The 20,734-nt window shown below is 39.4% G+C and carries 20 protein-coding genes; 10 read left to right on the plus strand and 10 right to left on the minus strand.

What is annotated here, in order from left to right:
- Positions 1-59: 59 nt before the first annotated feature.
- Both ABD009_RS06425 and cutA read right to left on the minus strand, forming a co-directional pair.
- On the minus strand, positions 60-1,919 hold the full coding sequence (locus ABD009_RS06425) for a protein-disulfide reductase DsbD (protein ID WP_343823701.1): 1,860 nt from the start codon (positions 1,917-1,919) through the stop codon (positions 60-62).
- Entirely contained in the window at positions 1,920-2,246 is a 327-nt protein-coding gene (gene cutA, locus ABD009_RS06430) for a divalent-cation tolerance protein CutA (protein ID WP_155695938.1), read from the minus strand.
- Between the two features lie 142 nt (positions 2,247-2,388).
- Here cutA and ABD009_RS06435 point away from each other — a divergent pair, with 142 nt between their 5' ends.
- The 5 genes from ABD009_RS06435 (at position 2,389) to ABD009_RS06455 (ending at position 5,945) form a co-directional block, all read left to right on the plus strand.
- On the plus strand, positions 2,389-2,937 hold the full coding sequence (locus tag ABD009_RS06435) for an FxsA family protein (RefSeq protein WP_343823704.1): 549 nt from the start codon (positions 2,389-2,391) through the stop codon (positions 2,935-2,937).
- Between the two features lie 186 nt (positions 2,938-3,123).
- Positions 3,124-3,375, plus strand: a complete 252-nt coding sequence (locus ABD009_RS06440) for a helix-turn-helix domain-containing protein (protein ID WP_155695940.1) — start codon at positions 3,124-3,126, stop codon at positions 3,373-3,375.
- Positions 3,376-3,603: 228 nt separating this feature from the next.
- On the plus strand, positions 3,604-3,894 hold the full coding sequence (locus tag ABD009_RS06445) for a co-chaperone GroES (RefSeq protein WP_155695941.1): 291 nt from the start codon (positions 3,604-3,606) through the stop codon (positions 3,892-3,894).
- Positions 3,895-3,909: 15 nt separating this feature from the next.
- Positions 3,910-5,562, plus strand: coding sequence for a chaperonin GroEL (gene groL / locus ABD009_RS06450; protein ID WP_155695942.1), 1,653 nt, complete (start codon positions 3,910-3,912; stop codon positions 5,560-5,562).
- Between the two features lie 164 nt (positions 5,563-5,726).
- Positions 5,727-5,945 carry a hypothetical protein gene (locus ABD009_RS06455; protein ID WP_343823710.1) on the plus strand — a complete coding sequence of 73 codons (219 nt, stop codon included), beginning with the start codon at positions 5,727-5,729 and terminating at the stop codon, positions 5,943-5,945.
- Positions 5,946-6,078: 133 nt separating this feature from the next.
- On the opposite strand, the gene ABD009_RS06460 is transcribed toward ABD009_RS06455, so the two are convergent.
- From ABD009_RS06460 to ABD009_RS06480, 5 genes are all read right to left on the minus strand, one after another.
- Positions 6,079-6,639: a hypothetical protein gene (locus ABD009_RS06460; protein WP_343823712.1), complete on the minus strand. Its 561-nt coding sequence runs from the start codon at positions 6,637-6,639 to the stop codon at positions 6,079-6,081.
- Positions 6,640-6,873: 234 nt separating this feature from the next.
- On the minus strand, positions 6,874-7,338 hold the full coding sequence (locus ABD009_RS06465) for an RNase H family protein (protein WP_343823714.1): 465 nt from the start codon (positions 7,336-7,338) through the stop codon (positions 6,874-6,876).
- Positions 7,339-7,351: 13 nt separating this feature from the next.
- The gene (locus ABD009_RS06470) at positions 7,352-8,092 is read right to left on the minus strand and encodes a hypothetical protein (protein WP_343823716.1); all 741 of its coding nucleotides are present in this window, start codon (positions 8,090-8,092) and stop codon (positions 7,352-7,354) included.
- A 19-nt stretch (positions 8,093-8,111) separates the two neighbouring features.
- The gene (locus ABD009_RS06475; protein WP_343823718.1) at positions 8,112-8,279 is read right to left on the minus strand and encodes a hypothetical protein; all 168 of its coding nucleotides are present in this window, start codon (positions 8,277-8,279) and stop codon (positions 8,112-8,114) included.
- A gap of 1,083 nt (positions 8,280-9,362) precedes the next feature.
- On the minus strand, positions 9,363-9,920 hold the full coding sequence (locus ABD009_RS06480) for a recombinase family protein (RefSeq protein ID WP_343823720.1): 558 nt from the start codon (positions 9,918-9,920) through the stop codon (positions 9,363-9,365).
- A gap of 429 nt (positions 9,921-10,349) precedes the next feature.
- On the opposite strand from ABD009_RS06480, the gene ABD009_RS06485 reads away from it, so the two are divergent.
- Complete coding sequence (locus tag ABD009_RS06485) at positions 10,350-10,700, plus strand: HIRAN domain-containing protein (protein ID WP_343823722.1); 351 nt, start codon at positions 10,350-10,352, stop codon at positions 10,698-10,700.
- 3 nt (positions 10,701-10,703) lie between these two features.
- Entirely contained in the window at positions 10,704-11,768 is a 1,065-nt protein-coding gene (locus ABD009_RS06490; protein ID WP_343823724.1) for a hypothetical protein, read from the plus strand.
- Here the strand turns inward: ABD009_RS06490 and ABD009_RS06495 are convergent.
- Positions 11,765-13,045, minus strand: a complete 1,281-nt coding sequence (locus tag ABD009_RS06495) for a tyrosine-type recombinase/integrase (RefSeq protein ID WP_343823726.1) — start codon at positions 13,043-13,045, stop codon at positions 11,765-11,767. The genes ABD009_RS06490 and ABD009_RS06495 overlap by 4 nt on opposite strands.
- 276 nt (positions 13,046-13,321) lie before the next feature.
- Here ABD009_RS06495 and ABD009_RS06500 point away from each other — a divergent pair, with 276 nt between their 5' ends.
- Positions 13,322-13,618 carry a helix-turn-helix transcriptional regulator gene (locus ABD009_RS06500; protein WP_343823728.1) on the plus strand — a complete coding sequence of 99 codons (297 nt, stop codon included), beginning with the start codon at positions 13,322-13,324 and terminating at the stop codon, positions 13,616-13,618.
- 136 nt (positions 13,619-13,754) lie between these two features.
- Here ABD009_RS06500 and ABD009_RS06505 read toward each other — a convergent pair whose 3' ends face one another.
- Positions 13,755-16,655: a M16 family metallopeptidase gene (locus ABD009_RS06505; protein ID WP_343823731.1), complete on the minus strand. Its 2,901-nt coding sequence runs from the start codon at positions 16,653-16,655 to the stop codon at positions 13,755-13,757.
- Positions 16,656-16,676: 21 nt separating this feature from the next.
- Positions 16,677-18,950 carry a winged helix-turn-helix domain-containing protein gene (locus tag ABD009_RS06510; RefSeq protein WP_343823733.1) on the minus strand — a complete coding sequence of 758 codons (2,274 nt, stop codon included), beginning with the start codon at positions 18,948-18,950 and terminating at the stop codon, positions 16,677-16,679.
- A gap of 352 nt (positions 18,951-19,302) precedes the next feature.
- On the opposite strand from ABD009_RS06510, the gene ABD009_RS06515 reads away from it, so the two are divergent.
- Both ABD009_RS06515 and ABD009_RS06520 read left to right on the plus strand, forming a co-directional pair.
- Positions 19,303-19,557, plus strand: a complete 255-nt coding sequence (locus tag ABD009_RS06515) for a hypothetical protein (RefSeq protein WP_343823735.1) — start codon at positions 19,303-19,305, stop codon at positions 19,555-19,557.
- Between the two features lie 100 nt (positions 19,558-19,657).
- Positions 19,658-20,533 carry a TraB/GumN family protein gene (locus ABD009_RS06520; RefSeq protein WP_343823737.1) on the plus strand — a complete coding sequence of 292 codons (876 nt, stop codon included), beginning with the start codon at positions 19,658-19,660 and terminating at the stop codon, positions 20,531-20,533.
- The last annotated feature ends 201 nt before the right edge of the window (positions 20,534-20,734 follow it).

Consider the following 20,734-nt stretch of genomic DNA (forward strand, 5'->3'; position numbering starts at 1 on the left):
AGCAGGGCTTCATGGTTTTAGACAATCTCATTTATATTGAGTTTTATTTAGCGAACCAGCTAAATGCTTTTTAAGTGCGCCAAAAATGTGGTTGCATTCATATAGCCAGTGACGCGTTGAGTTGTTAACTCTCCACCACTAGTATTAAAAAACAGAATAGTTGGCAAACCTAAGATATCGTATTCAGTAAGCACTTCTATATCTGCATCGTTGTTGGCGGTCATGTCGATTTGTAAAAGAACAAAGTCTGCCATTTTGTCTTGCACGCTTTTATCTGAAAACGTAAACGCTTCAAACTCTTTACATGCCACACACCAGTCAGCGTAAAGGTCTAACATCACTGGCTTACCTGCTGCATTTGCTTGAGCAATTTGCTGTTTTATTTCGCTCATGTTCGACACTTTTATAAACTCAACTTCATGTGACTCTGCTGATGCTGATGCCACTGGAGTAGGTAATATTGGTTTAATGATTAAAACAAAACCCAGCAAGAAGCTAAATAAAGAGACTACCCAAAAGCCGCTTTTTGCCGTGTTAGACGCTTGACCTAAATACTGGCTATGGAAATAGCCGGCTATTACGATTAGTAAAATACCCGCTAGTAATAGTACCCATTCTAAATCAACAAATCGTTCTAATAGAATGAGAGGAATAGCTAACAAAATAAAGCCAAACAGATTCTTAACTACATTCATCCAGTTACCCGCTTTAGGAAGTAATTTACCACCTGATGCACCGATAAGTAATAAAGGTAAGCCCATGCCTAAACTAAGCACGTACAAGGTGACAAAACCAATGAGTAAGTCACCCGTTTGCGCAACGTATAGCAATGCGCCTGTTAACGGAGCCGTGGTACAAGGCGAAGCAATAAGACCACTTAATAAGCCCATTACAAACACGCCCACTAAATTGCCTGACTTTTGATTGTTACTCACTTGAGTTAATTTGTTGGTCCAAGACTGAGGTAACTGAAGGTTATACCAGCCGAACATCGCCCCAGCGAGCAATACAAAAATGACAGACACCGTAATTAAAACAGCAGGATGTTGCAGAGCAGCTTGGAACTGTACGCCCATGCTAGCAACAACTAATCCCAATAGTGAATACGTTATTGCCATACCTTGCACATAAATGAACGCAAGCCATAAACCTTTTTTAACGGTCATATTACTTTGCCCAGCAATGATGCTGGATAAAATTGGGAACATTGGGAATACACAAGGCGTGAAGGCCAAACCTACACCCAAACCGAAGAAAATAAGTAACGTCCATAACAAACTCTCATTCGCTAATGAGTCTGCTAGTGAGTTTTGTTGAGAAGTATTTGCTGTTGAAACTGATTCGTTTGTTGTTGATAAACCCGGTGATGAAACCGAGTCTGATGTTTGCGTGGCAGCGTTGTTGCCAGTGCTGCTAGCTGCTTTTAATGCGGCAATCTCGTCAGCAGAAATTGCCGATAAAGGAATACGTTTAACGGTTGGGTTGTAACAAAAGCCTGCTTCAGCACAACCTTGATATCTTATATTCAAATAGCCGTTTTCAGCTATTTCGCTGAAGCTAACGTCTATTTTTGATTGAAAGAAGTAAACATCCACCACCCCAAAAAACTCATCTTCAATTTGAGTACCGTCTTGCTTAACCGTTTCGGCAATTGTGCTGTTGTCTGCTTGGAACTGAAACTTATCCTTGTATAAATAGTAACCGTCGGCAAGGGTCCAGTCTAAAACAACCTTGTTATCAACCTGCTTAAAGTCGAACAAAAAGGCTTCGTCAACTGGTAAGTATTCAGTTTGTTGGCCAAACAAGCCTTTTAGTGGATCCGCCGTAATTGCAGCGTGACTAACGCTGGTAAATAAAGACAAACTGGCGAGGGTAAAAGCAAAAATCCAATTTGTAATGGTACTACGTGTGTTAAGCATTTATTTGTTACCTTGTGATGTCATTTCTTGTACCCAATTTAAATAGTCACGATTGCCGTGATTTACATCAATAACCAGAAACTCAGGTACTTCGTATGGATGATGTTCGTTTACATAAGACTCGATTGCCGCGATATTTCTTTCACTTGTTTTTAAAAACATTTGAACTTCTATATTTTGTTCTAGTTTTCCTTCCCATTTATAAAGGGAAACCACTGATGGAATTAAATTGACGCACGCCACCAAATCTTTATCGAGTAAGCCCTCAGCTAAAGAATGGGCAGTGGGTAAATCCGGACTAGTGACTAAAATTAATTTAACGGTCATTTTATTATCTCGTTCAATGTATTACGTAAACCTTAAGAAAAAATTAACAACTGGTTACATACTATTGTTCAACTTTACTTGAATACCGTCGTATTGTCCCATACTTAACTAGGGTTAATATTGAATTTTTATTAGGAAAAATATGCCACTGTTTTTTATTTTTATCATCATTCCATTAATTGAATTAATGATCCTACTTGAAGTAGGCAGCATTATTGGTAGTGGCTGGACGTTCATCATCATTATCGCCACCGCTATTCTAGGCACTAGGTTAGTTAAGCAACAAGGTGTACAAACGTGGACTAAGATACAGCAAGAGTTGGCAACTGGTTCACTTCCTGCCCAAGCAATGTTTGACGGCATATGTATTTTAATTTCGGGTGTACTATTGATAACACCTGGTTTTATGACTGATATTTTTGGTTTGCTTCTGCTTACACCACCATTTAGAAAAGCCGTTTATTTGCAAGTAGGCCATAGAGTGCAAGTGCGCGGCGCTGGTTTTAATGCATCAGGGTTTGGTCAAGGTGGGTTCTCAAAACAGTCAACAGGTCGAACTTTTGAGAATGAAATGGATCAAAACACTCATCAAGATACGGGGGATTCAAGTTCAAATAGCCAGCAGGGTTATATTGATGAAAACCCTCAGCAGCCAACAACTATTGATGGCGAATACAAGAGAAAGGAATAAACGCCAGCAAAACCTTGTCTGAGTCGTTAAGAGAAAAGGGCCTAAAAAGGCCCTTTTTTGTTGCATCTAGCCAAAGTTCCAACACCCAAACAGAAACAACAAATCCACCTTATTCTACAACTTTCATGAAGGCAAACATTTTTATCCCAAAATGGGATATTCGCTACACGCACCTACTGTTCGCCCATGAACAAACTCTGGTGTGAAAAAAACTCACGCTTTCGAACCTATTTAAAAGAAATTAGAGAAGTCTCAGGTCAAACCCAGACACAACTCGCCAGTAGCTTAGGGAAACCACAAAGTTATGTTTCTAAATACGAAAGCGGAGAACGAAAGTTAGACTTCTTGGAAACAATTGAAGTTGTTGAAGCCTGTGGCAAGTATGATTTGCAGGAATTAGTTACATTGTTATCTGACAAATCTCAAAAGCTAAAATAGAAACCTCGCAGCCTTTAAAGCAAAACTAAAAGCGCGTGAACCGTCTGACTTACATAACCCCTATTATTCCCTAATTTTTCGTTATTTTTTTCAATTTTTCACTTGGGTTTTTTAAACCCACCCTCATATATTCGCCAACAACTAATTTTTAGTTTGTTTTAAAGCCTCCCAACCCTAAAACAGGGACTTTAAAACCTATTACAACCATAAACTTGGAGATAATGACAAATGAGCATTCGTCCTCTACATGATCGTTTAATCGTTAAACGTAACGAACAAGAAACAAAATCAGCCGGCGGCATCGTACTAACGGGCTCTGCAGCTGAAAAATCTACTCGCGGTGAAGTTATTGCTGTGGGCAACGGTCGTATTTTAGAAAATGGCGACGTTCGTCCGTTAGATGTAAAAGTTGGCGACACGGTTATCTTTAGCGATGGCTACGGCGTAAAAACTGAAAAGCTTGATGGCGAAGAAGTATTAATCATGTCTGAGTCAGACATCTTGGCAATCGTTGAATAATAGGAGTTTAAGATTATGGCAGCAAAAGACGTAAGATTTGGAAATGACGCTCGCAAAAAAATGTTAGCAGGCGTAAACGTTTTAGCAGACGCAGTAAAAGTAACGTTAGGTCCTAAAGGTCGTAACGTAGTATTAGACAAATCATTTGGTGGTCCAGCTATCACTAAAGATGGTGTATCTGTAGCTAAAGAAATTGAACTTGAAGACAAGTTTGAAAACATGGGCGCTCAAATGGTGAAAGAAGTTGCTTCTAAAGCCAATGACGAAGCCGGTGACGGTACTACAACTGCAACAGTTTTAGCTCAAGCTATTATCAACGAAGGCATTAAAGCCGTTGCCGCAGATATGAACCCAATGGATCTTAAGCGCGGTATCGACAAAGCAGTAAAAGCGGCAATTGAAGAGCTTAAAGAGTTATCTGTACCATGTTCAGATTCAAAAGCGATTGCACAGGTAGGTACTATCTCTGCAAACTCTGACAAAGAAATTGGTGACATCATTGCTGAAGCAATGGAACGTGTTGGCCAAGAAGGTGTTATCACTGTTGAAGAAGGTCAAGCATTAGAAACTGAACTTGACGTTGTTGAAGGTATGCAGTTTGACCGTGGTTACCTATCTCCATATTTCATCACTAACCAAGAAAATGGTTCGGTTGAACTAGATAACCCGTTCATTCTTTTAGTTGACAAAAAAGTGGGCAATATCCGTGAGCTACTTCCTACACTGGAAGCCGTTGCTAAAGCCGGTAAGCCACTACTAATTATTGCTGAAGACCTAGAAAGTGAAGCCCTAGCAACGTTAGTTGTTAACAACATGCGCGGTATTGTTAAAGCGTCTGCTGTTAAAGCGCCAGGTTTTGGTGACCGTCGTAAAGCAATGTTACAAGACATTGCGGTATTAACTGGTGCCACTGTGATTTCTGAAGAAATCGGCATGGAATTAGAAAAAGCACAACTTGAAGACCTAGGTACGGCCAAACGTGTTGTTATCACTAAAGATGATACAACTATTATTGATGGTGCTGGTGAGCAAGAAGGCATTGATGGCCGTGTTGCACAAATCAAAGCGCAAATTGAAGAGTCCTCTTCTGATTACGACAAAGAAAAGCTTCAAGAGCGTTTAGCTAAGCTTTCTGGCGGTGTTGCGGTTATTAAAGTTGGCGCAGCAACAGAAATGGAAATGAAAGAGAAAAAAGACCGTGTTGACGATGCATTACATGCTACTCGCGCTGCGGTTCAGGAAGGTATTGTTGCCGGTGGTGGTACAGCACTTGTTCGTGTTGCAGCTAAACTTGCAGAGCTTAAAGGCGACAACGAAGACCAAACTCACGGTATCAAAATTGCGTTACGCGCAATGGAAGCACCGCTTCGTCAAATCGCGTTCAACTCTGGTGATGAAGCATCAGTGGTTGTAAACAAAGTTAAAGAAGGCGAAGGCAACTACGGTTACAACGCAGCAAACAGCACTTACAGCGACTTAGTTGAAGAAGGTATTCTAGACCCAACTAAAGTAACTCGTAGCGCACTACAGTTTGCAGCATCAGTTGCGGGTCTTATGATCACCACAGAAGCAATGGTAACGGATGCACCTCAAGACGCATCAGCTGGTCCTGCAATGCCTGATATGGGCGGCATGGGCGGTATGGGTGGAATGGGCGGCATGATGTAATCATCTGTTACCATTTTTAAGCTTTTAAAATCAAGGTGTTACAACAATTGTATACAGAAAAATATACATAAATGTAGACAGTAAAGTAGGCTTAAAAACACTCTTGAAGAAGGCGTTGGGATAACACTCCGCGCCTTTTTTACGCTTATGAAGGAAAATAGAAAATGTACAAGTGTCGCAGAGAGTTTTCTCAAATTTTCGTAACAGAGTCTGGCATCATGGAAGGTGGTGAAAGAACAGATTTTAGTAATTCGTTAAAGCCTGAGCCTGATGATTTAGTTGGAAAAGTCATAGATGACTACAACGGAGATGTCGAAATTCAACCGGTGAAAGGCCATGATTTAGACTATGTGATAAGTCTAATTAAAAAAACACTCAGGTAAGTCATAGCCTAGTGAAGGCGATAGCGTGGGTGAATGATGACATCAAAGAAACAAAACCTATTGATGTTTCTAAAAATCTGATGGTTCAATTTACTTTATTGAGAAAACTCTAATTTGGTCGTCGATTAATTTGTTATACTTGTCCATTCATCTTTAAAAGGTAGACATTATGGCTATCCAAAAGTGGCTTTACAAGTTGGCAGCGTTTTGGGTAATCAACTATTGCTTTCAACTGCCCATAGCGTTTATGCCCTTCGGCAAGATGAAAAGGCACTAAGTAATTCTCTCCTGTAAAATCATAATAATTTCCGGCATCTTCAAATATTATTATTGGACTTGGGAAAGTCCCCTTCTGACGCAACGATAAGGCAGGTTCATAATCCTTTATCATAGGATGACGCCAAATATTGTTACCAGCATTAATCACATGGTCTAGCTTACTCGGAAACAACTTAATGTCTAAGATCTCCTGAGTAGTAAATTTTGCCTCTTCAAAGCTCCAATGGACTAGGTCATGATGGCCGAACCTTTGGATAAAATTATCATGTCTGTATAACCACTCCCGAATCACTTCTTCCGGAAAATTAGTTAAGTGCGGCTGGACTCGGTTCAGATACTCATTAAAGGGTTCGTCATCACTTTTTTTAATGATTACTTTTAATAACTTGGAATCGAAATCTTGTTGTTGCGACATAAATAGTTACTCTGTTCAATGTGATTAATTGGTTGGACGCTTGGCAGAACGAAGAATCAGTTCGTTGCCTGTTCTAAATGAGCAGTAATTAAATTGAGGTTATTATGTACTAATCTAAAACAGTATCAGTAATCTTCCACGATCACCAGAGAACCAAAATTTAGTAGATTAAGCTAACAACTTTAATTGATATGCCAATCTTAAAACTTTCACTGGATGACCGCGGGAGTTAGATTAAGCAGCAGCTTCTGTCGCTAAGTTATCCGCAAGTTCATTGCCATAGATACCGCTATGACCTTTAACCCACTTAATGACAACTAGCGGCTTCTCTAGCTTCAACTTGTCGATTCGCTGCCATAGGTCTTGGTTAGCTACTGGCTTCTTTTTAGCACCCTTCCAGCCTTTCAACTTCCAACCTTCAAGCCACTCGTTGTAGCCCTGAGCAATCATATTGTTGTCTGTGTGGATAATGTCTTCAGGCTCTGCAAGTTCGAGAGCCTTGATGACTGCTAACATTTCACAACGTACATTTGTTGTCGTGAATTCATTAAAAGTCGGTTCAACACGAGCCTTATAGGTCTCTAAGACTTCTCCTTGGTGGTTAAGTACAACAACACCTAATCCACCTCGAACACAGCCGTTCTGGTTGTTAGGTGCTGCACCATCAGTAAAGATTAAGCGTGATAGTTGTTTACTCATTGGCTTGTTCCTCCTATTGCTTCTCTAATAATTTACCTAATGCTTTGTTTACCTTCTTAAGTTCAGCTTTGTCCGCTTCTAGTCGCGATAAGCAGCCCTTTGCTGAGTCGATTTGTCGCTTCATTTCCTGAGTATGGCTACTAATGCTTATCTCAGCGTCAGCTTTCTTGCTGGCAATAAGTTCCTGCCGTTCATTCTCGGTGTAACTGTGATTAAACTTAAGACCTGCTATGTGCTTGTCACGAGCTGTTTCGACTCTCTTAACGTAATCTTTTAGGGACTGCTCACAGTGGTTAATCGTTTGTGTTAACTGAACTCCATTAACCCTATCAATTGAGTTCCTTAACTCTGAACGTCTGCCTATGAGCTGCTCTTCTGTTGGTTCATTAACTACGTGTTGAGGTCGCTTAGTATCTTCAGGTAACTCAATGTCTCCCGTGATAGTGCTCCAGATTTCATCAAGCTCCTGCTCTCGTTGCTTCTCAGTCATGAATACAAGTGACCAGTATTTGGACTTGGCGATGTCTCTGAAGTCAGTCTTAGCGGTATTTAGGTTGACTCTAAGCTGCTTAGCCTTTGCTTCAGCTTCACGTTGTTCAACAGCTGCTTGTGTGTATTTAATTCGGTAATCATCAAACTTAATTTGTCCTTGCGCTGCGCTGTTGTATGCACTGGCCAATAAGTCCTTGCAGATAGCCTCTAAAGCACAAAGGCGGTCTTTTAGTTCTTTGATAGTTTCATTTTGTTTAATCATACGTTTCTCCTTTTCGTTGTTATCGTGATAGTTGTTTAGCAATACATTCATTGATAATTGTTGATGCACCGACCTTGCGTGAGCTTTCAGCTTGTCGCTTAAATTGCTCTTGTTGAATGAGTAATAGGTTCAAGGTGTTGAGGTTCACACGTACCTGAGGGTTAGTCAGTGTCTTGTAGTTTTTCATTAAGTTCTCCTTATGGTTTTTTTGATTTGAAACAGGCCTGATACAGAGTCGATAAGTCGAACGCCTGTCAGGTAGTTAATGGTGTTTTTGTTACAAAGCAGGGGCTTACAGATGAAGACCCGAACTAAGTCATGGGCTTTTTCGAAAACAAATAAGCCAAGAACAAGGCTCTTAGCGTGGACTGTTAGCCACTGAAAGCCTTCTTATTGAGTTACTTGTTGTTGGTTAAGGTTGCCTAGGACAAGTGCAGGAGGTGGGCACAAGTCCATAGGCTTTGGAGGAATCGAGTAAACAAACTTCATCAAGGCAATCACTCATACATGAATACAAGTGAATACTGGATAACGGATACAACATTAGGTCTGTCTTAAAGTTAAACTTTTAGACCTAATGAATTTATCTTGTATTGATTAGATAACAGAGGTCTTTAAGTAGTCTTATAGTTAATCTAATAGTCTTATTACTTATTAATAAATCTTAATTAAATTAGTAAATGACAGACTTAAAGAAGTCTTAATGATTAACTTAAAGTCCCCCTACCCAAATACAACCACCAATTAGCAGCTCCCCCAATTCTGCTAGGTGTTAATGTTGTATAGGGTTCGTAGTCTTCAATTACTGGACTAACTCAGACTTTCCTTCTCTTGTGTCAGGGAGTCACTAAACACTGTAATCTCAAGCTCCTTCGGCTAACGAGAGTAAACTTCGACCTGACTAACTCAGACTTTCCTTCTTCCAAAAGTCAGGGAGTCACTAAACACTGGATTCTCAAGCGCCTTAGGCCAGCGAGAGCAGACTTCGACCTGACCAACTCAGCTTTATTCTTCCGAAAGTCAGGGAGTCGCTAAGCCTTTATTTACAAGGGCTACAAAGAGTGGTGATTTTATGGGTGAATGACTGAAGCACTACTCAAAGGCAAAACCAAGGTCATAAATAGCCGTAAAACGATCTGAGAGATCGCCTGAGCGGATTTCTGCATTAATCGAATATGAATGTACTAGTGAGCTTAAAGACGATCTCAGGGAGCCTTAGAGATCGCCTTAATTAAAACTACTGATTAGGTGTATGTGATAGTGCAACTAATTACTGTGCTATATACTCAGCCAAAACTTTATGAACAGCAGCTTTACTACAGCCAACCTCAGCAGCAATCTTGCCTAAACTTAGACCTTCTTCACGTAGCTGGTGAACTCGCTCACGGTCTATAGTCTTCTTACGGCCAAACTTTACGCCCTGTTCCTTTGCCTTAGCGATTCCTTCCATCTGTCTTTCATAGCGTAATGACAACTCGAACTCAGCGACAGCAGCAATCATATGGAACATAAGCTTTCCATGAGGTGTAGTTGTATCAATACCTTGGTCAAGGACGATTAGACCTACACCTTTGTCTTCAAGTAACTTAGAGATATTCGCTAGGTCTGCCACTGAGCGACCTAAGCGGTCTAACTTAGTCACAACTATTGCTTCACCTTCACGCACATAATCAAGCATCTTCTCCAGCTCTGGACGGTCTGCTGTCTTACCTGAGCGTTTCTCTTGGTAAATCTTGGTGCAGCCTTGTGCTGTCAATGCGTCCAACTGAACGTCTAACTTCTGCCCTGTAGTTGATACTCGTGCGTAACCAATAAGTTCTTTAGCCATGTTCACTCCTAGCTGTTCAAAAACATCTTAAACTTTAGTGAACACTATATTAGTGAACGGTTTTTGAACGGTCAAGCGTAAAGTTCACAATCTTTTACTTTTGTGAACGATTAGTTGTTTCGAGGGCGACTTTGTTCTTCTCAAGTCAGGGAGTTATATAAACGCACCACTAGAAAAGCCTGAGAGGTTTCTTTGTGGCTTGTTAAGGTGAATGTATTTGGTTGTCTTGAAGATTGTCTTAGCGATCTTCCTGTGGGGCGTAAAGGCACCCTATGGGGGGAGTTGAGGCTTCTTCATTGTCGAATTGGCCTCTCAGATTTTTGTAGTGAAACTTTTTTGAGGTAGCTGAGAAAACCTTAACTAAATCACTGTAGACTCTAGGTAATCTGTGCATTACGATAGCTGAAAGCTTAACTACATGGATTTAGTATGGGTACATTCAACACAAAATTGGCAGGTGTAACATATGACTGCCCCAACGGCACTAACCGACAGCAAGTAATACGTAAATATGTCAAAGTAGGACAGCGAGTGTTTTTAGTACGTGAGCCTAACAATCAGTATAGCCCCGATGCCATTGGCGCATGGATAGTACACAAAGGGTTCTTTAAGAACACTAAGTATCACATAGGATATATCGCCAACTCTATTTCTTGTCGCCTAGCAGGTGAAATAGACGGTGGGAAAAAAGTGACAGGCAGGGTCAAAGATATCACTGGTGGATGTGCTGGCGCGTCTTTCGGAGTAAACATTGAAGTCAATGCGAATTATGAGGATTAGTAAATGAAGCAAGTACTTAAACCCATTGTAGTGATAGTTTTATTGATTATTCTAAATTACTTTATTGCATCTGGGGACTTAATGACGCTCTCCGTTTTTTGCCTAACTTTATGGGCACTATTGAGCCATCTCCTTAGTGTCGAAACAAAACAAAAATTAATTTCATCTAGGCTTTCTATAAAACACGACCTTGAGTTACATGAACACGGAATATTTTGGATACCTATTTTTTTCTTCAGCTTTCTTGCTCTATGGGTTGGCCTTTTCAGTACAGAGTTCAATCCTAACTTAATATTCACTAACCCGCTTATTATTGTAAATTCCTTAAAGGTCCCAGTTACGATATTTGCGCTTTGTATCCCATTTACTGTTGCTATAGGAAGGTTCCATGGGTCAGCTCAAAGACTATACGCCAATCAACAAGCTGAAGCGGTAAAGTCATTTAAGCACTACTTCGATCACAGAGAGGCATTCAAACAGCATATATTAGAAAGGCTTGAACAAAAAAATCGAGATGAAAACCTGTTAGAAATAGGTAATATTCCTGAGCTCTATAAGACAGTTTTCCCAAAGGCTAGTGTTCACAATTTCGATATCACCCCAAGCGCACAAACTAAATTAAATCTAGAAGCGATAATACAAAATATTAAAACGGAAAAAGAGGCTTTCCTTGAACTTAACTGCTCTTGTGAAGATAGTAAAATACATACGATAGAAACTTTATCACAAACCGTGCAGCTTCACTTTTCCAGTTTATTGAAGGACACAGGGCTTAAACTAAAAGGTGCTAACTCTCCCAGTACAAACACCGCATTTCACCTAAGTGGGCCAGAGTTTGCTACTAGAATGGCATACGAATTACAAAACATTTTCACATGGGCTGGCGAATTCGCAGGCGACCAAGAGACAATTGCTAACTGTCAAATAATTCCCGACAACCTGCGCATTAAAGATGAAAACGACTACATAAGCTGTCTTATTGACTTAATTGTTTTTATCGAGAAAAACCAACAAACTGAGCGAGCTGAATTCATGAATAATCTTGCCGAACAGTTTAATCAACTCTAAGCCACCAAATGCTCCAACGCCCTATCGACAGCTTCTTTCAGCTTCTTCAACTCATGGCCTTTCGAGTAGTACCCATAAGACATCGTTTTGCCTCGCTCGTGTCCAACAACCTGAGCCGTAATGTTTTCTTCAACACCTGCTCGCTCCATTGCGGTAATGTACATATGCCTAAATGAATGAAAGCTTTTTAGCTTGCTTGTTGAGATGTGCCTTGTCTTGAAGTTTGAGAAGGTTCTACTTGCTGTCTTTGAAGCAATGCCAATCACGTAATCATCTTCGCCTTTGTCATTGATATGCTCCAACAACCTATGACCAAGTGCATCTGGAAGTGGTACGGTTCTGGTAGCAGCTTTCGTCTTACCCTTTTCAATATTCATTGCAACAATGCCGTCGTCTTGAACAACGTGTTTCTTCTTGACGTTACATATTTCACTTATACGACAGCCAGTGTATATACCTAAGTCCACCAGCAACTTATAAACAGGCTTCTCCCACTCATGTGAGCGGATTGCCTTCATTTCAGCTACAGTGAATGCTTCTCGTTTTTCTGATTGGTCAGCTTCTGCACTTGAGTATATGTGGTCTTTAAACGGGTTCTTTCCTTCCAATTCATCAACCCGTTCTAAGTACATCCAAATTGTATTAATACGGCTGATAGTGGCTTGTACAGTAGACTTTTTCAGTGTCTTACCTAAATGTTTAATAAAGGCATACACCATCTTTCTCTCAATATCTTCAAGTGCAATGTCAGGTGAGTCAATCCAATCAAAATGCTTGAAGCAATATGTCCCAAACTCTTTGATGGCCTTTTCAATCTTCTTGATGTGCTCATCTGTCTTAGTATGGCCAATATCCTCAAGCCACATCTGGAAACCTTCAGAAAGTGTTAGTCGATACTTGCGGCTGAAGTCCTGTCTCCCATTTACAGTCATGTAAGCCTCAAGCTCTAGCTCCCGCCCTTGTTCTTTGAGTAAATCTGGATAAATTCCCATATCCCACTCTTGAGGATAATTCTTGCGGTCTCTATCCATTTCTCGTACAAGTTCCCTGAACTTTTGCCCTTCAGTATTTGTGGTCATGCTTAAAGACTTTCGTTCAAGCTCACCATTAAGCACATTACGTTTCTTTTTCGCTTCACGAATATCACCAGTATCAAGACTGATTTGTATGAAAGATTGATTTGGATAATGGTTACTTAGATGTTTAGGAACTCGACGTTGATACCACCAAATATTCCCGCGTAACTTTAGATGTTTTGTGTCTGCTTTATTACTCATTTACCTCTACCTTGCTGCAATTTGTAGCCAACAATGTAGACAGTATTGTGTTCATAAACCATTGAATGTCAATAGGAATAAGGCTTGCAGATTGACTCGCTCGGCATGATGTAAACAACATCATGTAGTTTCATAGAAACTCATTAAGTTTCAATTGGTACAGAAAAGCCCGTAAAGCCATGTTTTACGGGCTTTTTTATTGACACTTTATAACAATATATTTCAAAATAGAGCTAATATTTTGGACGTAGTTCCTTTAGATTTTGGAGATTGAATATGGAAAGTTACAATAGTATTAGAGAGCTTAGAGAATCATTAAGTAATAAACCTCCTGAGCCTGCGGGCAAATATATTAAAGACTATTTTTTAAAACATAAACTAAGTGCATTATCAGCATCTAAGAAGCTCAATTGCTCAGCTAGCACATTAACTAGACTTTTTTGTGGTGCCGCTTTAACGGTCGATATGGCCTCTAAACTAGAAAAGGAGTTTAATATAGATTCAGCTTTACTATTCCGGCTAGAAGCGAATGCCAATACGTTTAAAGCAAAACAGAAATCTAGCAGCATCTAGTAATTTCGTGATCATGCACAATAGCTGATAAAAAAGGTGATGTTTATTAAAACATCACCTTTTTTATCAGAGTTAACTTTGTATCAAACATTACTCTTAGCGATACTAACACCGCTAAGTCTAGGTAATCCGGTTTTTACTTAACCGGATTACCTTCAATATCTAATACAACCGGCTCTCCGTAACCAAACTCTTTCATTCTAGCTAACTGAGTTTCTGCATCTCCCGCAACAACATAAATCATTTGTTGTTCATTAAAATGCTTGTCTATTACGTTATGAACGGCTTTTAACTCAAGTGATTTAACGTAATCTTGCTGTTGCTCAATAAAATTAGCTTCACGGTCAAAACGACTCATTTCAGTTAACATACCTAAAAGCTGATCTAAGGTTTCAAACTTACGTGAGTTACCTTTAATGATCATATTTTGAGTAACGGCTAAATCTTCCTCTTTGTAGGTCTCTTTGTAATTACTAATAAGGTCTTTAAATATCTCTAAAGACTCCAACGTAACATTGGTACGAACCTGCGAAGATGCAATAAATGGAGATTGATAGCCTGCGCCACGAATATAAGAATACGCGCCGTACGTGTAACCTTTTTGTATACGAAGCGTTTGTGCCAGTCTTGCACTCATTCCACCGCCTAGGCGGTTGTTCGCTACCTGAATAGGATGGAACTCCGCGCTGTTACCACTTACTACAGGTTTACCTGCCATAATAACGGACTGTTTGGCACCCGGTACGTCTATAAAGTACAAGGTTGGCTTCTTACGCTGAGATACCATTGGTTGCTGAGGTAGCTCCACCGCTTCACCTTGCCACTTGTTTAATCTTGCTAACGCTTTGCTCACTTGTTTTTCAGTTACGTCACCCACCACATTAAACGTCGCCATTTTTGGCGTAATGTTTTGTTGGTAATACTGTTTAACATCTTCTAATGAAATATTACTGACAGTTTTTTCAGTGCCGCCAACTGGACTGCCCGCAACATGAGATTCTGTATAAAGCTTTTTATAAAATGCGTTTCTAGCGATGGTGCTTGCATCGCCCTTACCTTGGTTTATGCGAGTTAAGCGTGTTGATTTTAAACGGTCAAACTCACTTTCTTGCCAACGTGGCGACATTAACATTTCAGATAACAACGCAATGGTCGCATCAAAGTTTTTCGCCAATGAACTGCCAGATATCGTCACAGTTTCTAGGTTGCTTGAAACTCTTAAGCTCGCGCCTAACAGACCAATGGCTTCTTCCAGTTCCTGCGGAGTTTTGTTTTGCGTGCCTTCATTCATTAGCTGGGCCATGAGCGATGCTGTGCCAAGTTTATTGCCCAAGTCCAGTTGCTGACCACCTTCAATAACTAAGTTAAAGTTTACAATTGGCAGTTCGTTTTGCTCTATGCCATAAACCGTTAAGCCATTACTTTGAGTTGTTTGCCACACATCTGGCGTCGTTAAGGTAGGGAGTTCAGTAAGTGCTGGTTCGCTACGATCAAATTTAGTTGGCGTTTTCTCAAACTTAATGGCGTCATTCTCAACAAACTGTTGCTCTTTGCCTTGTTCAATCACTTCTTCAACAACGTTGGCTTTTACTGAGCCTGAAACGACCAACTCTTTTTGATCTTTTGGCACGAAGCTCGTAATGATGCTTGGTTTGTTTTTAATGTATTTTTTGAATACACGTTTCACATCTTCAACGGTAACTGACGTTATGTTTTTAATGTCTTGTTTAATAAATTCAGGCGATCCTGCAAATTCATTATACTGACCAAGCTTTTGTGCTTTGTCCAAAACACTCTCAATTTCATAGAAAAACGACGTTTCTTGTTCCGCTTTTATCTTTGTTAACTGTGCTTCGCTAAAGCCATTTTTCTCAAAGTTATCTAGTGCTTCTTCAATCGCTTGATAAACCGTATCTAGCTTTGTTCCTGCATTACCGCGAACCAACAAGGTAAATGTGCCGGCAATTTCTTCCGAGCTGTTCCACGCATAAACACCTGGCGCTAACTTTTTCTCTTCAACAATGGTTTTATATAGCGGAGCTTGTTTGCCTGATGATAAAATTTCGCCCAAAGCATCAAGTGCGTAAGCGTCTTTGTGGTAGCTCTCTACCGTAGGGAACGTTAAGCGAATTTCTGGGATTTTCGCAAAGTTATCTAAATGATAGAGCTTCTTAGTTTCCGTTAAGGTAACAGGTTGCGGCGACATTTTACCAACTGGCTTACCTGCTTTTATTTCACCAAACCATTGCTTTACTTTTGCTTTAGTTTCTTCAATTTCAATATCACCAGCAATAACCATAGTGGCATTCGACGGTACATAAAATTGGTCATAAAATTCGCGTACATCCGCTAGGGTTGCAGCTTGTAAGTCTTCTAAGTCACCAATTACCGTCCAGTTGTAAGGATGATCTTTTGGATAAAGTGCTTTTTTAACAACATGACCAACATGGCCATAAGGACGATTATCTACGCGCTGGCGTTTTTCGTTTTTAACAACCTGCTTTTCACGCTCTAACGTGCCTTTATCAACGGTATTAATCATATAACCAAGGCGATCTGAATCTATCCAAAGCAACTTATCAAAGGCATCTTTTGGCACAACTTCGTAATAGATAGTACCGTCGCTCCAAGTACCGCCATTTCGAGAGCCACCTAATTCTGGGATCATTTTACGGTTGGCACCTTTTGGCACATTCTCAGAGTCATTAAATGACATATGTTCAAAAAAGTGAGCAAACCCCGTTCGCCCAGGCTTTTCACGACTAGAACCAACATGAACGATAGTAGAAATGGCAACGATAGGATCCGACTTGTCTTGATGCAGAATGACTTTTAACCCGTTGTCTAAAGTAAACGACTCATAAGGCAACTCAAAACTGTTTGGCGCTTCAGCTTGTGTTATCTCTTGTTGTGCGTCCTGTTTCATCTTTTTAACAACGGCATCGGCATTTTTACTGTCCGTTACGGCAAAGTCTACTTTTCCGCAAGCGACTAAAACCATTGCAGAGGCTAAGGTAAGTGCTAGTTTAGTTTTCATAATCTATCCATTTGGTTTTTGTTATTTCCAGCTTGTTCGGTTAATTTGTGTATCTGTTTGCGTCGCCGTTGTTATTGCTATCTGTGTATCGTCTTTATTTACGGCAAAACCTGCAATTTTTTGCGGCATGTCTATGTACGACGTTTCACCTGTTGTTAATTCGGTTCGCACCAACTGAGCGTTTTTTCTATCGTAAACATAGAAGTAGCGGTTGCTTAAGCTCATTAGCGAGTGATAAATATTAATGTCGGCTTCTATTTCTAAGTCTACCGAAGTCGTCAGCCCAACAAGTCTGGTGCCAGTTGTGTAATAAACGTTACCACTCGGATCGTTTAGCATATGAATTGCATTTGCAGGTACGAGCATTTTGATATTATTTGAGATTAAATCGTATTCCCATACCTGGGTTTTTTCATTAACTGAAATTACCGTGTAGATTTTTCTTTTATCAGGGCCAATAGCTGCGCTGTTTATGAAATGTTCATCTTTATATTCAATTTTTCTTTTTATGCCCGTGTCTGCTTCAACAAGGTAAAGTTCATACTCTGCTTGCAGTAAGTAAAAACTTCCGTCATTAGCTATTCGAGGAGGATAAATGATCCTGCTATATTCTTTATCATATGTGGTTATTTGCGATAGCTCTTCACCCGCCAGCCAATACTGATAGGATCCACTTCGATTAGAGACAAACATAAGCTGATCATTAAAAAAGCGTGGGAAAAAGCTTTGTCCATCAGCTTGAAACTTCCTGTCTTCAATAAGGTTAAGCGCCATATCATAAATAGAAATACTACTTTTTGATTCGGCCCTGCTAACGGTAAGGGCCTGTGTTTTATTAATAGGCGATAAATTATTAATTGGCTCGCCGTTTGTAATGTTTAAGTGTGTTGTTAATCCGGTATCTAAATCTAACGTTGTTAAACCTGAATCCGAAGGCCAGATTAAAGAGTTGCTGTCGGTATACCAGTTCACGTTCTTGAGTATTGTAAATTTTGGAAACTCGAAGACTTTTTTGCTTTCTTTTGACTGAAAGTCATAGATATAAACATTAGTTGGTTTTGTGTGCTCTTCTTTAAGGTAAAACATCTTTTGGCCATCTGGCGATATTCCAAATTGGCGAATACCTTTGTACAAATCATTTGATGATAAAAACATGCGAGATTGTTGAGCTTCTATGTCCCACAGTAACAGGTCAGTGGCATTGTCGCCTTTGCGAGAATAATATAAATTCTGCCCTAGTTTATCTAACTCCATTTTATAAAAAGGATTTAAAGGACAAGGCATTAAATTTTTTACAAAATCGACTACAGGAAAAGCACTAGCATCAAAAAGCCCAATGTGGCAGGTGGATGCTTTGCTGTCACGTACGTATGCGATTAAATTAGACGACTCTACTTGCCAGGAAATAACATATATATCGAAATTTTTATATTCTAACTGCGTATTCGTGTTACCCACTAAACTACCAACAAAACTCTTTGTACCCTCGTCTGACTTGTTTAAATAGGAAAACATTGAGCCATCAGGGGAAACAATTGGTCTGGATTCCGCGCCAATCAGCCAACTTGCGGGCAGTGAATTGATCTCTATATCTCTTTCTATGCTGTTATCTTGATGGACATCATAATTGCCTGCAGCTTGGCTACTTGCAACATCATCGGCGGAGTTCGACAACGCATAAGACGCGTAAACAAAATAGAAGACCACTAGTAATAAAATGGCCGCTGCGATCGCTTTTATATTAAATTTTGCCGTATTTGTCTTTTCACTTCCGGGATTGCTCTGAGTGTCTTGGTCTTGGTCTTTAGAGTATTGAGTATCTTGAGATAAACTGTCCTTTGATGTGGTTACTTCATCAATGCTGTTGATTGTGTTGTCGTTCGTAGCATTATCATTACTAACATTGTCGCTTGTGGCACCTGTGCTATTGGCTTGTATGGTATTCGTTTGAATGGTACCAGCTTGATTAGTACTGGTACTAGCCTGAACTTGAACAGGAACATACGTCAGACTATAGCCTTTTCGATAATGTGTTTTTATATATATGTGATTAGAATCGGGAAGCTTTAGTTGCTTTCTAAGCTCTGAAATAGCTCGATTGATTGAGTTGTCATCAACATAGGCATGCTGCCAAACATGGTCAATTAGCTCTTGGCGAGAAATGATTTTATTACTATTCGAGATGAAGTAGTTTAATAGTTTTTCAATAAGTGGCTCTAATTCCCTAACGGTGCCCTCACACTGAATTTCACTTTTTTCAGCATTATATCGCCACGCACCAAATTCAAACACCATTATTAACTTCCATTTTTTATTATTTTTACACCGACAGGTTACAAATTCATAAACTAGATAGCAAGAACATTATTTGCACAACAACGTTCAATCTTGAAACCTTATGAAAACCTAATACCAACAATAATATTTGATCGCTAAATTACTACTTTTCAATAACATAACAAAATAACAAAAAATAAACCCTTATGAATTTATTGTTAAGAGTTCCATAAGCGACATATTCACTTTTCATCTCTAATCTTGTCCCCACTGCAAACGAACACTCATCTCAGTTGATTCGAAATGCAGATATTTTTTTGCTGTATTTTAATTAACAAAATAGATTGGTTTAGCCAATAAGGATTTAAAAATGAAAAGCTTAAACAAAAATCAACTAGCTCTACTTACTTGCGTAATTGCTTTATCTCTTTCTGAAACGGCACAAGCATCTGCTACTGCACTTTCTCCAAGTAGCCCAAGTACTTCGTACAGCCAGTTATCTAATAAAGTGATGGCGATATCAAATGCGCGCATTGATAAGCAACTCAACCAAGAAATTAACAAGGTTAATGATGTGATGGCGACAAGAGTTTTGGCCAAGATTGGTGACTTCTCGAGCTACTAATAACTGAATAACTGAATAACTGAATAATTGAATAATTGAATAATTGAATAATTGAATAATTGAATAATTGAATAATTGAATAATTGAAAGGTAAATAAAAATGAAAAATCTAATTAAAAAAAGTTTAAAAGCCACTGTATTAGCAAGTGTTTTAGCAACATCATTTTCTTCTTTTTCAAACACTGTTTGGGAGGTTAAAAAAGGTGAAGATGTGGTTCATATTGGTGGCACTGTACACCTACTTCCAATTACAGAGTACCCATTACCAAGTGTGTTTACTGATACGTACCAGGCTGCTGACAGCATAGTATTAGAAACTAAGCTTCCTACGCCTGATGATCAAGCGGGTCAAATGGCAATGCTTAAAGCTATGGCCTATGCAGATGGTGAAACATTGAGCCAACATCTGTCAGAGCAAACGAATGAAAGTCTTAAACAATACTTTTCTGCCGTTGGTATTGAATTTGAAAAGTTAAATAAATTTAAGCCCGGATTTATCTCTTCAATGATTTTAAACATAGAAACTCAAAAAGCAGGCATGGCTGGAGCGGGTGTTGATATGTACTTTTCACAGCTTGCTAACCAAGACAATAAGTCTATTGAATACCTAGAAACGTTAGACTTTCAAATTAATATGCTTGCGAATATGGGCATTGGTAACGAAGAGTACGCTATTAAACATAACTTAGCAGAGGCAGGGGAAATAGTTCCGTTGTTGAAAAAGCTCATTAAAGCATGGAGAGTTGGTGATGAAAGCGCCATCAATGAGTTGGCTTTAGTGCAAATGAAAGAGCAATTTCCTAGTAGTTTTAAGGCAATGATGACAGATAGGAACCTTGATTGGGTGCCAAAGATTGAAGCACTTTTTAATGACGACGATCAAGAGTTTGTCTTAGTTGGTGCAGCCCACCTGGTTGGTGAAGATAGTGTAATCGAGCAGCTAAAAGACAAAGGGTATAAGGTAACAAAACTATAACCTAAATATTGCTAAGATAAATTTATTAAAATGGTCTATTTTCATTTACCGGATGATTATGGGCCATTTCTGTTTCAGCCCTTTAAAATCATTACAGAAGTGGAGCTCAAGGGCTTTTAACAATCTCAAAAACGATATGTAATTATCAACTAATCAACTGCTGTTTTTTCGAACAAAGGTGAGAAATTATTATTGATCAGT

The sequence above is a fragment of the Psychrosphaera haliotis genome (assembly GCF_039523615.1).
GTDB lineage: Bacteria > Pseudomonadota > Gammaproteobacteria > Enterobacterales > Alteromonadaceae > Psychrosphaera > Psychrosphaera haliotis.

What these genes read in the sequence shown, in the direction of transcription:
- ABD009_RS06500 (WP_343823728.1), top strand. Translation starts at nt 13,322, where the DNA reads ATGGAAAGTTACAATAGTATTAGAGAGCTTAGAGAATCATTAAGTAAT.
- ABD009_RS06475 (WP_343823718.1), bottom strand. Translation starts at nt 8,279, where the DNA reads ATGAAAAACTACAAGACACTGACTAACCCTCAGGTACGTGTGAACCTC.
- ABD009_RS06505 (WP_343823731.1), bottom strand. Translation starts at nt 16,655, where the DNA reads ATGAAAACTAAACTAGCACTTACCTTAGCCTCTGCAATGGTTTTAGTC.
- ABD009_RS06440 (WP_155695940.1), top strand. Translation starts at nt 3,124, where the DNA reads ATGAACAAACTCTGGTGTGAAAAAAACTCACGCTTTCGAACCTATTTA.
- groL (WP_155695942.1), top strand. Translation starts at nt 3,910, where the DNA reads ATGGCAGCAAAAGACGTAAGATTTGGAAATGACGCTCGCAAAAAAATG.
- ABD009_RS06460 (WP_343823712.1), bottom strand. Translation starts at nt 6,639, where the DNA reads ATGTCGCAACAACAAGATTTCGATTCCAAGTTATTAAAAGTAATCATT.
- ABD009_RS06435 (WP_343823704.1), top strand. Translation starts at nt 2,389, where the DNA reads ATGCCACTGTTTTTTATTTTTATCATCATTCCATTAATTGAATTAATG.
- ABD009_RS06445 (WP_155695941.1), top strand. Translation starts at nt 3,604, where the DNA reads ATGAGCATTCGTCCTCTACATGATCGTTTAATCGTTAAACGTAACGAA.
- ABD009_RS06425 (WP_343823701.1), bottom strand. Translation starts at nt 1,919, where the DNA reads ATGCTTAACACACGTAGTACCATTACAAATTGGATTTTTGCTTTTACC.
- ABD009_RS06455 (WP_343823710.1), top strand. Translation starts at nt 5,727, where the DNA reads ATGTACAAGTGTCGCAGAGAGTTTTCTCAAATTTTCGTAACAGAGTCT.
- ABD009_RS06480 (WP_343823720.1), bottom strand. Translation starts at nt 9,920, where the DNA reads ATGGCTAAAGAACTTATTGGTTACGCACGAGTATCAACTACAGGGCAG.
- ABD009_RS06515 (WP_343823735.1), top strand. Translation starts at nt 19,303, where the DNA reads ATGAAAAGCTTAAACAAAAATCAACTAGCTCTACTTACTTGCGTAATT.
- cutA (WP_155695938.1), bottom strand. Translation starts at nt 2,246, where the DNA reads ATGACCGTTAAATTAATTTTAGTCACTAGTCCGGATTTACCCACTGCC.
- ABD009_RS06520 (WP_343823737.1), top strand. Translation starts at nt 19,658, where the DNA reads ATGAAAAATCTAATTAAAAAAAGTTTAAAAGCCACTGTATTAGCAAGT.
- ABD009_RS06485 (WP_343823722.1), top strand. Translation starts at nt 10,350, where the DNA reads ATGGGTACATTCAACACAAAATTGGCAGGTGTAACATATGACTGCCCC.
- ABD009_RS06490 (WP_343823724.1), top strand. Translation starts at nt 10,704, where the DNA reads ATGAAGCAAGTACTTAAACCCATTGTAGTGATAGTTTTATTGATTATT.
- ABD009_RS06470 (WP_343823716.1), bottom strand. Translation starts at nt 8,092, where the DNA reads ATGATTAAACAAAATGAAACTATCAAAGAACTAAAAGACCGCCTTTGT.
- ABD009_RS06495 (WP_343823726.1), bottom strand. Translation starts at nt 13,045, where the DNA reads ATGAGTAATAAAGCAGACACAAAACATCTAAAGTTACGCGGGAATATT.
- ABD009_RS06510 (WP_343823733.1), bottom strand. Translation starts at nt 18,950, where the DNA reads ATGGTGTTTGAATTTGGTGCGTGGCGATATAATGCTGAAAAAAGTGAA.
- ABD009_RS06465 (WP_343823714.1), bottom strand. Translation starts at nt 7,338, where the DNA reads ATGAGTAAACAACTATCACGCTTAATCTTTACTGATGGTGCAGCACCT.